A 15817-nucleotide genomic window follows, 5' to 3' on the forward strand; every position below is an offset into this window, starting at 1 on the left:
AATTCCGGTCCGGTCCCGTACAGTTAACGGCTCTTTCGGCTGCGTACGGTCCCGGACCTCTCACGATACGTGGCGCCGGTCAGTCCTTGGGGCTGAACGTGGCGAACGCCGTGTCCCGCAGCGTCTTGCACGCCGGGGCGTCCCACTCGCCCGCCTTGCAGCTGATCATGATCGAGTAGCCGTGTGTGGCGTCCACCTTGAAGCCGCGGTTCAGTATCCGGATCCGCATGCCCTTCTCGGTGCGCTCGAACTCCCAGTCGGCGACGGTCGGATATCCCTTGTACGAGACGGGCCTGATGCCGATGTGCCGGTAGTTGTTGCTGGTGGCGGCGACTCCGACCATGGCCGCGTTCCATGCGCTGGCCGCGTCGTCCTTGGGGCTGCTGTTGTAGTCGACCTGGACGCGGGGGTAGCCGCCGTCGGCGTTGAATATCCCGCCCGAGTTCCGGCCCGCGATGCCGTCGAGCCGGAAGGAGGCCGGCATCGCCATGGCGAAGTGGAACCGGGCGTTGGTCACCATCGTGTAGCCGGCGGGCAGCTGCGTGCCGCCCGCTCCGGGCGTCGCGGTGCCCGGCGCGCCGGAGGGGGTACCGCTCTGCTCGCCCGAACCGGAACCCGAGCCGCTGGGCTGCTGCTCGCCGCCTTGCTGACCGGGGTTGCTCGGCGGCGTGTCCTGGTCCTGGCTGCCGCCGTTCCCGGCTGTGGCACCGGCCGACGTCACCTTGTCCCCGCTGCCCTTGCCGCCGCCCTTGTTGTTCGTGTCGTCCCCTCCGCCGTTCAGCGCGACGGCCAGGATCGTGCCGAGGAGGGCCAGGACCACGACCGCGGCGATGATCACCAGGGTTCGGCGCGGCACCACGTCGGTGAGCGAGGCCCGCGGCTGCGCCGGCCTGTTCCCGCCCTGCAGCGGGTCGGGCTTCGGCTTCGGCTTCTGCTCGGGCCTCACCGCGGCAGCCGCGTTCCGTACGGACTTCAGCGCCCCGCGCACGCGTTCGGCGGCCACGTCGGTGGCCTTCTCCTTCGCGGAGGAGGACGGGGAGGCGAGCGGCGGCGTGGGCGGCACCGGCGGCAGCGGCACGACCCGGGTGGCCTCCGGCGACGGCTCGGGCTCGATCACCGGGGCGGGTGCGTCGAGCACGGCCCTGAGCAGCACCCGGGCGCCCGCGTCGTCGAGCCGCTGGCCGGGGTCCTTGGCGAGCAGGCCGTAGATGACCTTCTCCAGGAGGGGCCCCGCGTTCTTCGGCGGGTCGACGGGCTCGGTCATCACGGCGGTGAGCGTCGCGATCGCGGAGCCCTTGTCGTACGGCGGGCTGCCCTCGACGCTCGCGTAGATCAGTCCGCCCAGCGACCACATGTCGGCGGCGGGGCCCGGCTTGTGGCCGCGGGCCCGCTCGGGCGAGATGTACGAGGGCGCGCCGACGAGCATTCCGGTGGAAGTGATCGACGGGTCGCCCTCCACCTGGGCGATGCCGAAGTCGGTGAGGACGACCCGGCCGTCCTCGGCGATCAGCACGTTGGACGGCTTCACGTCGCGGTGCAGGATGCCCTCGCGGTGCGCGGAGCGCAGCACGTCGAGGATCGCGAGGCCGACCTCGGCGGCACGGTGCGGCGTGAGCGTGCCGTCCTCGCGCACGGCGTCGGCGAGGGACTTGCCCTCGACGAGCTCCATGACGATCCACGGCCTGTCGTCCTCGTCGACGACGTCGTAGACGGTCACGGCGCCGTTGTTACGGATCCGGGCGATGGCCTTCGCCTCGCGCAGGGTCCGGGTGATGAGGCGTCGCTTCTCGTCCTCGTCGATGCTGTTGGGGAACCGCAGCTCCTTGACCGCGACGGTCCGCCCGAGGGTCTCGTCGACCGCGCGCCACACCGTGCCCATGCCGCCGCGTCCGAGCACCCCGCCCAGCCGGTACCGGCCGGCGAGCAGACGCCCCTCGGCCGTCGCCGCCGCGCTCGCGGGCTTCTTGAGCTCCGGCGTCCGCCCCCTGGGCTTCGAGGCGGGCTCGGCCGCGGCCGGTGCCGCATCGGCCGGTTCAGCGTCCGCCGGTGCCGCGTCGGCCGACGATTCGGCGCCCGACGGCTTCTCGCCCTTGGGCACCTCGGCCTTGGCCGCCTCGGCCTTGGGCTTCGGGGCAGCCTCCGCCCCGGCCGTGCCATCGGTCCCGGTGGCGTCGGCCGCCGTGGCCGATTCCTTACCGGACTTCACCCCCGGCTCCGCCTCACGCGCCGCTGGAACCACACCTCGGTCGCCGTCGGTTCCGGCACCCGCTGCGGCGTCCCGCCGAGGGTCCCGCGCCGTGTCCCGCGACTGCTCCGCCTCCGACATGCGTCCCCTCTGCGATCCCTGATCTCCGCCCGCGTCCGCCGTTTCCCGCGCGATGCGGTAACCCGCCCTGGAAGAGAGCTCATTGTCTCTCACCCGGGGACCGATACCGATCCCGGGTCCGCACTCCGAGAGGACGGCCCCGGAGGAAAGCGCTCCCACCATGGCACCCGACGCCGAGGCAGCCCTCTCGGGTTCCCGGTCCGTACGAACAGGATGCCGCAACCCTCCCCCAACAGGCCCGGTAGGAGAACCACTTCCACCGGCGCGTCAGATCGGGACGATGTCCGGCGCTCCGAGCCGGGCCGCGTCCGCCGTCAGGTCGTCCGGCTGCCGCTGCGACTCGCGCTCCGCCTCCACCCGCTTCTCGTAGTGCTCCACCTCCTTCTCGACCTGGTTCTCGTCCCAGCCCAGCACCGGCGCCATCAGCTCCGCGCACTCGCGGGCGCAGCGCGTCCCCCGGTCGAAGGTCTCGATCGAGATCCGGGTGCGCCGGGTCAGTACGTCGTCCAGGTGCCGGGCCCCCTCGTGCGAGGCCGCGTAGACGATCTCGGCGCGCAGATAGTCGTCCGCCCCCGTCAGCGGTTCGGCGAGACCCGGGTCGGCGGCGATGAGTTCCAGGATCTCCTCCGTCAGCGACCCGTACCGGTTGAGCAGATGCTCGATGCGCACGACATGGAGACCGGTCCGGGCGGCGATCCTGGCCCGCGCGTTCCACAGCGCCTTGTAGCCCTCGGCGCCCAGCAGGGGGATGTCCTCCGTGACACAGGTCGCGACCCGCTGGTCGAGGGCGTGCACGGCCTCGTCCACGGCGTCCTTGGCCATCACGCGGTAGGTGGTGTACTTGCCGCCGGCCACGACGACGAGGCCGGGGACCGGGTGCGCGACGATGTGCTCGCGCGAGAGCTTGCTCGTGGCGTCCGACTCGCCGGCCAGCAGGGGCCGCAGCCCCGCGTACACCCCCTGGACGTCGTCCCTGGTGAGCGGCACCGCCAGCACGCTGTTCACATGTTCGAGCAGATAGTCGAGGTCGGCGCTGGACGCGGCCGGATGGGCCTTGTCCAGGTCCCAGTCGGTGTCCGTGGTGCCCACGATCCAGTGCCGCCCCCACGGGATCACGAACAGCACGGACTTCTCGGTCCGCAGGATCAGTCCGGTATTCGAGTGAATCCGGTCCTTGGGCACCACCAGATGGATGCCCTTCGACGCCCGTACATGGAACTGCCCCCGCTCCCCGATGAGCGCCTGGGTGTCGTCCGTCCACACCCCGGTCGCGTTCACGATCTGCTTGGCGCGGACCTCGTACTCCCCGCCCGCCTCCACGTCCTGGACACGCGCGCCGACGACCCGTTCGCCCTCGCGCAGGAAGCCGACGACCCGCGCGCGGCTGGCGACGTTCGCGCCGTAGCTCGCCGCGGTCCGTACCAGCGTGGCGACGAAGCGGGCGTCGTCCATCTGGGCGTCGTAGTACTGCAACGCCCCGACCAGGGCGTCCTTCTTCAGGCAGGGAGCCACCCGCAGCGCGTTGCGCCGCGAGAGATGCCGGTGGACCGGCAGGCCGCGGCCGTGGCCCGAGGAGACCGACATCGCGTCGTACAGCGCGACGCCCGAGCCCGCATAGAGACGCTCCCAGCCCTTGTGCTGCAGGGGATAGAGGAAGGGCACCGGCTTCACCAGATGGGGTGCGAGCCGCTCCAGGAGCAGTCCACGCTCCTTCAGCGCCTCCCGGACCAGCGCGAAGTCCAGCATCTCGAGATACCGCAGGCCGCCGTGGATCAGCTTGCTCGAACGACTGGAGGTGCCGGACGCCCAGTCCCGAGCCTCCACGAGGCCGGTGGACAGCCCTCTCGTGGCCGCGTCGAGGGCGGTCCCGGCGCCGACCACTCCGGCGCCCACGACGAACACGTCCAGTTCACGCTCGGCCATCGCCGCAAGCGCCTCGGTGCGCTCGGCGGGTCCCAGTGTCGCTGTCCTCACCGCTGCCTCCCGTCGTCCCCCGCGTGGTCGGGCTCACAGACTCGATTCTGTCCCGCCCCTCCGACTTCAGCCACCGCCTGTGGATAACACTCGGCGACCTTCGACCCCACAATGCGACATATCGGTCATATTTACGCCTAGTCTGACATTGCGCTCGACCCGTTCTGTCCACCGGGCTTGCGCGTCTCGTCCCCTCCGGCTACTGGGAAGGACGGCCCACCTTCATGCCCGCTGATCTCGCCGTCATCGGCCTCGGCCACCTCGGACTCCCGCTCGCCCAGGCCGCCGTCGCCACCGGCATCGACACCATCGGCTACGACACCGATCCACGCCCCGTCGCCGAACTCGCCGCCGGCCGCCCGCCCGTCGACGGCTCGCTGACCGCGTCGGAGATCCGCCGGATGCTCTCGGGGGGCTTCCGGCCGACCACCAACCCGGTCGAACTCGGCCGGGTCCGTACGGCGGTCATCTGCGCCCCGACCCCGCTCGGCCCCGACCGCACGCTCGACCTGACCGCCGTCGTCGACGCCGCCCGCGCACTCGCCGCCAAGCTGCGCCCCCACACCACGGTCCTGCTGGAGTCGCCCGTCCACCCCGGCACGACCGAAGGTGTGCTGCGCGACCTCCTCGAGGAGGGCTCGGGGCTGCGCGCGGGACGCGACTTCCACCTCGCGTACTCCCCGGGCCGCCTCGACCCCGGCAACCGCGCGCACGGCTTCGCCGGCACCCCCAAGGTCATCGGCGGACTCACCTCCGCCTGCACCGAGTCCGCCGCCGCCTTCTACGGCCGGCTCACCGACAAGGTGGTACGCGCGCGTGGCCCGCGCGAAGCCGAGACGGTCAAGCTGCTGGAGACCAACTTCCGGCACGTCAACATCGCCCTCGTCAACGAGATGGCGGTGCTGTGCCACGAACTCGGCGTCGACCTGTGGGACGTCATCCGGTGCGCCGAGACCAAGCCCTTCGGCTTCCAGGCCTTCCGCCCCGGCCCGGGCGTGGGCGGCCACGGCGTCCCCGTCGACACCATCGGCCCCCACCGGCCGCTCCGCATGGTCGAACTGGCCGGTCAGGTCAACGAACGGATGCCGCAGTACGTCGTCCAGCGCTGCGCGACCCTCCTCAACGAGCACGGCAAGTCGGCCCGCGGCGCCCGGGTTCTTCTGCTCGGCATCACGTACAAACCCGACCTCGCCGACCGCGAGAGCTCGCCCGCCGACGAGATCGCCCGCCGTCTGATGGACCTGGGCGCGGTGGTCAGCTACCACGACCCCCACGTCCTCGACTGGCGCGTCCGCGACCTCCCGGTCCCGCGCGCGGACTCCCTCTACGAGGCCGCCGCCCACGCCGATCTGACGGTTCTTCTGCAACACCACCGCACCTACGACCTCCAGGGCCTCGCGGTGAAAGCCCAGTTGCTCCTGGACACCCGTGGCGCGACGCCCGCGGGAGCGGCCCACCGCCTGTGAATATGCCCGGCGGGTGTCGGAGCGGACTGCTAGTCTCCGGGCTCTTCGATCGCACATCCGTGCGCACGTGTCCCTGGGGGGATCAGCAGCATGTCTCAGTCCGTTCCGCCGCCCGGCAACCCCTTCGCCGACGGCGCCGCGCCCACCCCGTACCCGCCGGCCCCGGCGCCCGCGCCGGCCCGCGACAACGTGGGTCTGGGCCTGGTGGCCGCGCTGGTCGCCGCTCTCGTCGCCGCCGGCGCCTACGGCGGGATCGCCGGAGCCATCGAGCGCGAGATCGGCTGGGCGGCCATCGGCGTCGGCTTCCTCGTCGGCTTCGCCGCCGCCAAGGTCGGCGGCCGGAACGCGGCCCTGCCCGTGGTCAGCGCCGTACTCTCCCTCGGCGCCGTCTACCTCGGCCAGATCATCGGCATCGCGATCATCGGCGGCAAGGAGCTGGACGTCCCGGCGACGGAGATGTTCTTCGAGCACTTCGACCTGCTGACGGAGGCCTGGGGCGAGGGCAAGGACTTCATGACGTTCGTGTTCCTCGCGGTGGCCGCCGTGGCCGCGTTCGCCGGAGCCAGGAAGGCCTCCCGCTAAGGCCCGCACACGTACAGAGGGGCCCCGCACCACCCGGTGCGGGGCCCCTCTTCGTACGAGACGGCGAAACGTTCGTACGGGACGGCGAAACGTCAGCGCTTGTGCTGCGCGTCCGCGACCGTGACCTCGACGCGCTGGAACTCCTTGAGCTCGCTGTAGCCCGTCGTCGCCATCGCCCGGCGCAGGGCGCCGAAGAAGTTCATCGAGCCGTCCGGGGTGTGCGACGGACCCGTCAGGATCTCCTCGGTCGTGCCGACGATGCCCAGGTCGACGAGCTTGCCGCGCGGCACGTCCTCGTGGACGGCCTCCATGCCCCAGTGGTGGCCCTTGCCCGGCGCGTCCGTCGCGCGGGCCAGCGGGGAGCCGATCATGACCGAGTCGGCACCGCAGGCGATCGCCTTCGGCAGGTCGCCCGACCAGCCCACGCCGCCGTCGGCGATGACGTGCACGTACCGGCCGCCGGACTCGTCCATGTAGTCGCGGCGGGCCGCGGCCACGTCGGCGACCGCGGTCGCCATCGGGACCTGGATGCCGAGCACGTTGCGCGTGGTGTGCGCCGCGCCGCCGCCGAAGCCGACCAGGACACCCGCGGCGCCGGTGCGCATCAGGTGCAGCGCCGCGGTGTACGTGGCGCAGCCGCCGACGATGACCGGGACGTCGAGCTCGTAGATGAACTGCTTGAGGTTCAGCGGCTCGGCCGCGCCCGAGACGTGCTCGGCGGAGACCGTGGTGCCGCGGATGACGAAGATGTCCACGCCGGCGTCGACCACGGCCTTGGAGAACTGCGCGGTGCGCTGCGGGGAGAGCGCGGCGGCGGTGACCACACCGGAGTCGCGCACCTCCTTGATGCGCTGCCCGATCAGCTCCTCCTTGATCGGAGCGGCGTAGATCTCCTGCAGACGGCGGGTCGCGGTCGCCTCGTCCAGCTCGCCGATCTCGTCGAGCAGCGGCTGCGGGTCCTCGTACCGGGTCCACAGGCCCTCGAGGTTCAGCACGCCGAGGCCGCCCAGCTCGCCGATGCGAATGGCGGTCTGCGGCGATACGACCGAGTCCATGGGGGCGGCCAGGAAGGGGAGCTCGAAGCGGTAGGCGTCGATCTGCCAGGCGATCGAGACCTCCTTCGGGTCCCGGGTGCGCCGGCTCGGTACGACGGCGATGTCGTCGAACGCGTACGCCCTGCGGCCGCGCTTGCCGCGCCCGATCTCGATCTCAGTCACGATGTGTGGCCTTTCCCTCTACGTCTGCGCCTACCAGTATCCCCGACACAAGCGTGAGGGGCGGTTCCGGCCACATGCCGGAACCGCCCCCACGCGTCGCGCTCTGTTACTTCCTGCTGTAGTTCGGCGCCTCGACGGTCATCTGGATGTCGTGCGGGTGGCTCTCCTTGAGTCCCGCGGACGTGATCCGGACGAAGCGGCCCTTGCTCTCCATCTCCTCGATGGTGGCGGCGCCCACGTAGCCCATGGTCTGGCGCAGACCGCCGACGAGCTGGTGCAGGACGTTGGCCAGCGGGCCACGGTAGGGCACCTGGCCCTCGATGCCCTCGGGGACGAGCTTGTCGTCCGAGGCCACTTCGGCCTGGAAGTAGCGGTCCTTGGAGTACGACCGGCCCTGGCCGCGGGACTGCATCGCGCCGAGCGAGCCCATGCCCCGGTACGACTTGAACTGCTTGCCGTTGATGAACTGCAGCTCGCCCGGGGACTCCTCGCACCCGGCGAGCAGGCTGCCCAGCATGACCGTGTCGGCACCGGCGGCGAGCGCCTTGCCGATGTCGCCGGAGTACTGCAGACCGCCGTCGCCGATGACCGGGACGCCGGCCGCACGGGCGGCGAGCGCGGCCTCGTAGATGGCGGTGACCTGCGGGACACCGATACCGGCGACCACGCGCGTGGTGCAGATGGAGCCGGGGCCCACGCCGACCTTGACGCCGTCGACACCGGCGTCGATCAGGGCCTGCGCGCCGTCACGCGTCGCGACGTTGCCGCCGATGACGTCGACGCCGACGCTGGACTTGATCTTCGCCATCCAGTTCAGGGCATTGCTGTTGTGGCCGTGGGACGTGTCGACGATCAGGAAGTCGACGCCCGCCTCGGCCAGGCCCTGGGAGCGCTCCAGCGCCTCGGGGCTGGCGCCGACGGCCGCGCCGACGAGCAGCCGGCCTTCCTTGTCCTTGGCGGCGTTCGGGTACTTCTCGGCCTTGACGAAGTCCTTGACCGTGATGAGGCCCTTGAGGATGCCCGCGTCGTCGACCAGCGGCAGCTTCTCGATCTTGTGGCGGCGAAGCAGCTCCATGGCGTCCACGCCGGAGATGCCGACCTTGCCGGTGACCAGCGGCATCGGGGTCATGACCTCGCGCACCTGGCGGCTGCGGTCCGACTCGAACGCCATGTCGCGGTTGGTGACGATGCCGAGCAGCTTGCCGGCCGGGTCGGTCACCGGGACGCCGCTGATGCGGAACTTGGCACAGAGCGCGTCGGCCTCGGCCAGCGTCGCGTCCGGGTGGACGGTGATCGGGTCGGTCACCATGCCGGACTCGGAGCGCTTCACGAGGTCGACCTGGTTGACCTGGTCCTCGATCGACAGGTTGCGGTGCAGTACGCCCACGCCACCCTGCCGCGCCATGGCGATGGCCATGCGGGACTCGGTGACCTTGTCCATCGCCGCCGAGAGCAGCGGGATGTTCACGCGCACGTTGCGGGAGATGCGGGACGAGGTGTCGACCGCGTTCGGGAGGACCTCGGACGCGCCCGGCAGGAGCAGCACGTCGTCGTAGGTCAGCCCGAGTGTCGCGAATTTCTCGGGCACTCCGTCGACGTAGACAGTCATGACACCTTCCCCAAATGGCCTTGATCGGTGCGGATGTCCATGCTAACGGGCCTCGACGGTGTCTCATTCCACGATCAAGATCAGAGAGCAGCTTTGGACGTTCGTACGTGTACGTGAGGGCTACCCGCCCTCGTCGACCCTTACTGCTCGGCCAGTGCGCGCAGCCGGCTGAGCGCGCGGTGCTGCGCCACCCGTACCGCTCCCGGGGACATCCCGAGCATCTGGCCGGTCTCCTCGGCGGTGAGCCCGACCGCCACCCGCAGCACCAGCAGCTCCCGCTGGTTCTCCGGCAGATTGGCGAGGAGCTTCTTGGCCCATTCGGCATCGTCGCTGAGCAGCGCGCGTTCCTCCGGGCCCAGGGAGTCGTCCGGCCGCTCCGGCATCTCGTCGGAGGGCACGGCCGTCGAGCCCGGGTGCCGCATCGCGGCCCGCTGCAGATCGGCGACCTTGTGGCCGGCGATGGCGAAGACGAAGGCCTCGAACGGCCTGCCGGTGTCCTTGTAGCGCGGCAGCGCCATCAGGACGGCGACGCAGACCTCCTGCGCGAGGTCCTCGACGAAGTGGCGAGCATCACCGGGCAGCCGGTTCAGTCGCGTACGGCAATAGCGCAGGGCGAGAGGGTGCACGCGCGCCAGAAGGTCGTGCGTGGCCTGTTCGTCGCCCTCGACGGCACGGTGAACGAGTGCACCGATCACCGTGGTCTCGTCGTCGCGCATCGCTCCATGGTGCCTTGACGCCTGAGGATTCGCGGCACCGCGTCCGTTGTTGTGCACTGAAGCGTTATGAGCAGGTGCGCCGGAACTCATCTCCTGCGCCCTCCCCTTCCGCTCGATCGACTCGTCCCCGAGGAACTCCACACCCTCAAGGATGCGGCATCCCGCGCGGAAGTGACACAAGCTGCTCCGCAGCGGGCACACGAGCTGCTCCCGCCGCGGGGCCACACAGCGCTGCCGCAGCGGGAACACGAGGGCCGCCGCGGCAGGGTTCGGCTAGCGGACCAGGCCCCAGCGGAAGCCGAGGGCGACCGCGTGCGCCCGGTCCGATGCGCCCAGCTTCTTGAACAGGCGCCGGGCGTGGGTCTTGACGGTGTCCTCGGAGAGGAAGAGCTCGCGCCCGATCTCCGCGTTCGACCGGCCGTGGCTCATGCCCTCGAGCACCTGGATCTCGCGCGCGGTGAGCGTCGGCGCCGCGCCCATCTCGGCCGACCGCAGCCGGCGCGGGGCGAGCCGCCAGGTCGGGTCGGCGAGGGCCTGGGTGACCGTGGCCCGCAGCTCGGCGCGCGAGGCGTCCTTGTGCAGGTAGCCACGAGCACCCGCGGCGACCGCGAGCGCGACGCCGTCCAGGTCCTCGGCGACGGTGAGCATGATGATGCGGGCGCCGGGGTCCGCGGACAGCAGCCGGCGGACGGTCTCCACGCCGCCCAGACCGGGCATGCGTACGTCCATCAGAATCAGGTCCGAGCGGTCCGCGCCCCAGCGGCGGAGGACTTCCTCGCCGTTGGCCGCGGTGGTCACGCGCTCCACGCCGGGCACGGTCGCGACCGCGCGGCGAAGCGCCTCTCGGGCAAGCGGGGAGTCGTCGCAGACGAGGACGGATGTCATGGCCGCCCTCCGCAGCTGATGCGCGTCACCTTGAGCCTCCAGGGCTGGTACGTATCGTCACCTGTGCGGTTGACGCCCTCGGACACCTGCCCGAGCGCTTCTTCCTTCAACCGCCTCGGCACTCTCAACGATGGTCACTCGAAAGAGTTACGGGTCGGACGGCCCCCTTCGGCACTCTACGTGAGGGCGCGTGCGCGGAGCAGAGCGACGCAGGTCATCCGCCCTTCACCGGAAGCTATGCCCCATTTAGCGGGTTTTCTTCCCTTTTTGCGGTGTCTGTGGCTAGATTCGCAATGAGTCATATTTACATCTACTTAGACAGGAGTTGTACGGTCGGGTCGAACCCGCGAGAGCGGGTACGCGAGACCCATGGGGGGCGAAGGGCCCCCGGTCCATCAGCCATCAACCCGCCCACCTATCCGTTCGACACGGTTTCAAGGGGACAAGCGCAATGGCAGATTTCTCCCGCCTTCCCGGACCCAACGCCGATCTGTGGGACTGGCAACTCCTCGCGGCCTGCCGCGGAGTGGACAGCTCCCTGTTCTTCCACCCCGAGGGAGAGCGCGGCGCGGCACGGAGTGCGCGTGAGAACTCGGCGAAAGAGGTCTGCATGCGGTGCCCGGTACGCGCGGAGTGCGCGGCACACGCACTCGCCGTGCGGGAGCCCTACGGCGTCTGGGGCGGCCTCACCGAGGACGAACGCGAAGAGCTCATGGGACGAGCCCGCAACCGCCTGATCACGGCAACGGCTACAGCATCGGCATCGAGTTCGGCAGGCGTGGGGCGCGCCTGAAGGTCTGAAGGAACGTTTCTGCACGTACAGGGAACGGGGCCGGGTCCGCACCCCACCCGGCCCCGACGGACCGTGCCGCACGCGGCCCGGGGGCGTGCGGCACGGAAGGATCGCCGCGCGTTCGCGGTACGACCGGCGTGTGGCCGCGAGAACGCCGCGGTACGTCCGCGGGAGCTACGCGCGCGTGGCCGCGCGGGTCAGTTCGTCCAGCGTGGCCGCGACGGCCGGGACATGGGCCAGGTCGGGCAGTGTGAGGGCGACGATCTCACGCTCCACGGCCGGCTCCACCGCCACGGTCCGCGCCCCCTTGGGGCGTACGGACTCGATGGCGAGCGCCGGCAGGACCGCGACGCCCAGGCCGGCACCGACCAGCCCCACGACGGCCGGGTAGTCGTCGGTCGCGAAGTCGATGCGGGGAGTGAACCCCGCCTCCTCGCAGACGTCCACGAGCTGGCGGCGACAGCGCGGGCAGCCCGCGATCCAGGACTCCTCGGCCAGTTCGGCGATGCCCACCGACTCGGCGCCGGCGAGCCGGTGCGCGTCGGGCACCAGGCCGACCAGGCGGTCGGCGAGCAGGGGCCGGACGACGAGGTCGTCCCACTCGTCCGGGCCCGCGCCGTAGCGGAAGGCCAGGGCCACGTCGCAGTCGCCGTCCCTGAGCATCTCCACCGAGCGCGGCGGCTCGGCCTCCACCAGCGAGACGCGGGTGCCCGGGTGCGCCGCGCGCAGGGCGGCGAGGGCGGTGGGGACCAGGGTGGAGCTGCCACTGGGGAAGGAGACCAGGCGGACCCGGCCGGCGCGCAGCCCCGCGATGGCGGCCACCTCCTCCTCGGCCGCCGTGAGGCCCGCGAGGATGCCCGAGGCGTGCCGGACCAGGGCCTCCCCCGCCTGAGTGAGCCGCATCTCGCGGCCGGTCCGGATCAGCAGGGGTGTTCCCGCGGAGGATTCGAGGGCCTTCATCTGCTGGCTCACCGCGGGCTGGGTGCAGCCGAGTTCGCGCGCGGCGGCGGAGAAGGAGCCGGTCGCGGCGACGGCGCGCAGGACGCGGAGATGGCGGGCCTCGATCATGAGTCGAGCATAAGCGAGACTTGGGCCTCGCGGCGAATATTCATTCCTGCCTTTGAGGAAGGTCGCCTAGGGTGCCCGTATGAAGCTGTTGAGTGTGAATGCCGGCCGGGCCAGGGCCGTGGGGTACACCGACTCCGCGTCGGGGACGACGGGGATCGACAAGCGTCCGGTCGAGGGGCCGGTAAGGGTCCAGGCGCCGGGGCCGCGCGGTGTCGGTGCCAGCGGGGTCGCCGGGGACGCGGTGTGCGACCTGCGGTTCCACGGCGGCGACGACCGGGCCGTCTACGCCTTCGCCCGTGAGGACATGGACCTCTGGGAGGGCGAGCTGGGCCGGCCGCTGGCCAACGGCTCCTTCGGTGAGAACCTCACCACGCTCGGGCTCGATGTGAACGGCGCTCTGATCGGCGAGCGTTGGCGGGTCGGGCCGGACGTGGTCCTGGAGGTGACGGGCGGCCGTATCCCCTGCCGTACGTTCGCCGGCTTCGTCGAGGAGAACGGGTGGGTCCGCCGCTTCACCCAGTCGACCGCCGGTCCGGGCGCGCTGCTGCGGGTGATCGTGCCGGGCGAGCTCAGGGCCGGGGACCCGGTGGAGGTCCTCCACCGTCCTGACCACGACATCACGGTCTCGGTGCTGCACCGGGCCGCCACCACCGAGCGCGCGCTGCTGCCGAGCACGCTGGTCGCGGCCGAGTGGATGGAGTCGGGCCTGCTCGAACTCGCCCGCACGTACGCGGAGAAGTACGCCACCGGCCCGTCGTAGCCCCAGCGCCGGAGCCCGGTATCGGGGACGCCCCTGAGGGGGAATCAGGGGCGGTTCGGGGGCGGCCCAGGGGCCGTCCCCGATGTGTGCGCCGGGGGCGGAACGCGACGCTGTTCGCATGTCTCGCCTCAAGCGCGTTCTCATCGTTCTCGGGTCGGTCGCCGCGGTACTGGTCTCGGCGATCGGCGGTGGTTTCCTGTGGCTCTACACGGACGCGAAGACGTCCACCGTCGGCTCGACGGAGTTCACCCGGGAACTGGAGATACCGCCGCTCGCGCCGTCGACCGTGCGCGCGGACGGGACGCGGGTCTTCGACCTGACGATGCGGGCGGGGCAGAAGGAGTTCCAGCCCGGGAGACGGACGCCCACCTGGGGCTTCAACGGGGACTACCTGGGGCCGACACTGCGCGCCGAGCGCGGGGAGAAGGTCGCGGTCCGGATCAGGAACACGCTCGACGAGGCGTCGACCGTGCACTGGCACGGGATGCACCTGCCCGCGAAGATGGACGGCGGTCCGCACCAGATGGTGGCACCGGGCGGGAGCTGGACCCCGAACTGGACGGTGGACCAGCCCGCTGCCACGCTCTGGTACCACCCGCATCCGCACGGGGCGACGGAGAAGCACGTGCAGCGGGGCCTCGCCGGGATGTTCCTCCTGGACGACGCACGCTCGAGGAAGCTCGCTCTTCCGAAGACCTACGGTTTCGACGACCTGCCGGTCGTCGTCCAGGACGTGACGTTCGACGGAGCGGCCTTCGACCACGGGCACGCGCTGATGGCGAGCGTCGGCTTCCTCGGTGACCGGACGATGGTCAACGGCACGCTCGCGCCGTACAAGGACGTCGGGGACGAGCGGATACGACTGCGCCTTCTCAACGCCTCCACCGCCCGGATCTACACCTTCGGCTTCGCCGACGACCGGCGGTTCGCGCTGGTCGGGACCGATGGTGGGCTGCTCGAACAGCCGGCGTCCATGGACCGTCTTCAGCTCTCGCCCGGTGAGCGGGCCGAGATCGTGGTGACGATGAGGCCCGGCGAGAGGACCGTGCTGCGCTCCTACCCCCTGGACGCGGGGCTGGACTTCTGGAACCAACGGTTCGGCGGCGGTGACGACTCCTTCGACGTGCTGCAGCTGAGGGCGGCGAAGATACTGCGGCCTTCGCCACAGGTCCCGGCGCGGCTCGGGGCGCTGGAGGTGCCGGACGGCTCGGACTCGGTCCGCGGGCGCCACTTCGATCTGCGGCTCTCCGGGATCAACGGGCGGTCGATGGAGATGGACCGAATAGACGAGACCGTCACCCGGGGAACGTCGGAGACCTGGACGGTGCGCAACGAGGACGGAATGCCCCACAACTTCCACGTGCACGACGTGCAGTTCCGGATTCTCGAGGTGAACGGCGAGCGGCCGCGACCGCATCTGCGCGGGGCCAAGGACACGGTGTTCGTGCCCTCGGGGACGACGGTGAAGCTGGCGATGCGGTTCGACGGGCCGGCCGATCCGAACACTCCGTACATGTACCACTGCCATCTGCTGTACCACGAGGACGCGGGGATGATGGGGCAGTTCGTGGTCGTGGAGAAGGGGCAGGGGCCCGGGAAGGTCCCTACGTCGCACGCTCACGCGGGGCACTAACGTTGCCGCGTATGACGACTGCACTGATTACGGGCGCGACGGCGGGGATCGGGGCCGCCTTCGCGCGAAAGCTGGCGGCGGACGGCCACGACGTGGTGCTCGTGGCGCGCGATGTGAAGAGACTGCGGGACCAGGCGACCGAGCTGCACGACCGGCACGGGATCGAGGCCGAGGTACTGGCGGCGGATCTGTCCGAGGAGAAGGGGATCGCGGCCGTGGAGGCCCGGCTCTCCGATGCGAGACAGCCGGTGGACCTGCTGGTGAACAACGCCGGATTCGGCAACAAGGGCCGGTTCCTGGAAGTGTCCATGGCCGACGAGTTGAAGATGCTGACGGTCCACTGCGAGGCGGTGTTGCGGCTGACGTCGGCGGCGGCCGAGTCCATGCGGACGCGCGGCCGGGGCGGGGTGGTGAACGTGGCCTCGGTGGCGGCGTTCGTTCCGCGTGGCACGTACGGGGCGTCGAAGGCGTGGGTCGTGCAGTTCACCCAGGGCGCGGCGCGGGATCTCGCGGGCTCGGGGGTGCGGCTGATGGCGCTCTGCCCGGGGTTCGTCCGGACGGAGTTCCACGAGCGGGCCGGGATGGGGACGGACAACATCCCGGGTTGGATGTGGCTCGACGCGGACAAGCTGGTGGCCACGGCGCTGAGCGATCTGGCGCGGGGCAAGACGCTGTCCATCCCGGATCCCCGTTACAAGGCGCTGATGGGTGTGGTGAAGCTGGCGCCTCGCGGCCTGCTCGGAGGGGTGTCCTCCAAGGCAGGCCGCAAGTACGGACCCAAGTGACGG

At 70.9% G+C, this 15817-nt stretch carries 13 protein-coding genes; 6 read left to right on the forward strand and 7 right to left on the reverse strand.

Annotation, left to right across the window (positions count from 1 at the left end; translation table 11 throughout):
* Positions 1-79 precede the first annotated feature (79 nt).
* On the reverse strand, positions 80-2326 hold the full coding sequence (locus ABZ939_RS24840) for a serine/threonine-protein kinase (protein ID WP_361859193.1): 2247 nt from the start codon (positions 2324-2326) through the stop codon (positions 80-82).
* A gap of 267 nt (positions 2327-2593) precedes the next feature.
* Positions 2594-4300, reverse strand: coding sequence for a glycerol-3-phosphate dehydrogenase/oxidase (locus ABZ939_RS24845; RefSeq protein ID WP_361859196.1), 1707 nt, complete (start codon positions 4298-4300; stop codon positions 2594-2596).
* Positions 4301-4524: 224 nt separating this feature from the next.
* Between ABZ939_RS24845 and ABZ939_RS24850 the strand changes: the two genes are divergently transcribed.
* Together ABZ939_RS24850 and ABZ939_RS24855 are read left to right on the forward strand one after the other, a co-directional pair.
* Entirely contained in the window at positions 4525-5766 is a 1242-nt protein-coding gene (locus tag ABZ939_RS24850; protein ID WP_361859199.1) for a nucleotide sugar dehydrogenase, read from the forward strand.
* 90 nt (positions 5767-5856) lie between these two features.
* Entirely contained in the window at positions 5857-6348 is a 492-nt protein-coding gene (locus ABZ939_RS24855; RefSeq protein ID WP_361859202.1) for a hypothetical protein, read from the forward strand.
* A 92-nt stretch (positions 6349-6440) separates the two neighbouring features.
* Here the strand turns inward: ABZ939_RS24855 and ABZ939_RS24860 are convergent, their stop codons facing one another.
* The 4 genes from ABZ939_RS24860 to ABZ939_RS24875 form a co-directional block, all read right to left on the reverse strand.
* Positions 6441-7565: a GuaB3 family IMP dehydrogenase-related protein gene (locus tag ABZ939_RS24860; protein WP_361859205.1), complete on the reverse strand. Its 1125-nt coding sequence runs from the start codon at positions 7563-7565 to the stop codon at positions 6441-6443.
* A gap of 106 nt (positions 7566-7671) precedes the next feature.
* Positions 7672-9174 (reverse strand): IMP dehydrogenase, encoded by a 1503-nt coding sequence (gene guaB / locus ABZ939_RS24865; protein ID WP_361859208.1) that lies wholly within the window; start codon positions 9172-9174, stop codon positions 7672-7674.
* Between the two features lie 140 nt (positions 9175-9314).
* Positions 9315-9890, reverse strand: a complete 576-nt coding sequence (locus ABZ939_RS24870; protein ID WP_137993884.1) for a sigma-70 family RNA polymerase sigma factor — start codon at positions 9888-9890, stop codon at positions 9315-9317.
* A 273-nt stretch (positions 9891-10163) separates the two neighbouring features.
* A complete protein-coding gene (locus ABZ939_RS24875) occupies positions 10164-10775 on the reverse strand; it encodes a response regulator transcription factor (protein ID WP_003948568.1) in 612 nt (203 codons plus the stop codon).
* A 451-nt stretch (positions 10776-11226) separates the two neighbouring features.
* Between ABZ939_RS24875 and ABZ939_RS24880 the strand changes: the two genes are divergently transcribed.
* Complete coding sequence (locus ABZ939_RS24880; protein WP_361859211.1) at positions 11227-11568, forward strand: WhiB family transcriptional regulator; 342 nt, start codon at positions 11227-11229, stop codon at positions 11566-11568.
* Positions 11569-11742: 174 nt separating this feature from the next.
* Here the strand turns inward: ABZ939_RS24880 and ABZ939_RS24885 are convergent, their stop codons facing one another.
* Positions 11743-12636 carry a LysR family transcriptional regulator gene (locus tag ABZ939_RS24885; RefSeq protein WP_361859214.1) on the reverse strand — a complete coding sequence of 298 codons (894 nt, stop codon included), beginning with the start codon at positions 12634-12636 and terminating at the stop codon, positions 11743-11745.
* 79 nt (positions 12637-12715) lie between these two features.
* Here ABZ939_RS24885 and ABZ939_RS24890 point away from each other — a divergent pair, with 79 nt between their 5' ends.
* The 3 genes from ABZ939_RS24890 to ABZ939_RS24900 all read left to right on the forward strand — a co-directional run bounded on the left by ABZ939_RS24890 (position 12716) and on the right by ABZ939_RS24900 (position 15814).
* A complete protein-coding gene (locus ABZ939_RS24890) occupies positions 12716-13396 on the forward strand; it encodes an MOSC domain-containing protein (RefSeq protein ID WP_361859216.1) in 681 nt (226 codons plus the stop codon).
* Between the two features lie 118 nt (positions 13397-13514).
* The gene (locus tag ABZ939_RS24895; protein WP_361859219.1) at positions 13515-15029 is read left to right on the forward strand and encodes a multicopper oxidase domain-containing protein; all 1515 of its coding nucleotides are present in this window, start codon (positions 13515-13517) and stop codon (positions 15027-15029) included.
* A gap of 11 nt (positions 15030-15040) precedes the next feature.
* Positions 15041-15814, forward strand: a complete 774-nt coding sequence (locus tag ABZ939_RS24900; protein ID WP_361859222.1) for an SDR family oxidoreductase — start codon at positions 15041-15043, stop codon at positions 15812-15814.
* Positions 15815-15817: the final 3 nt, after the last annotated feature.

It is taken from the genome of Streptomyces sp. NPDC046712 (assembly GCF_040645695.1).
Classification (GTDB): domain Bacteria; phylum Actinomycetota; class Actinomycetes; order Streptomycetales; family Streptomycetaceae; genus Streptomyces.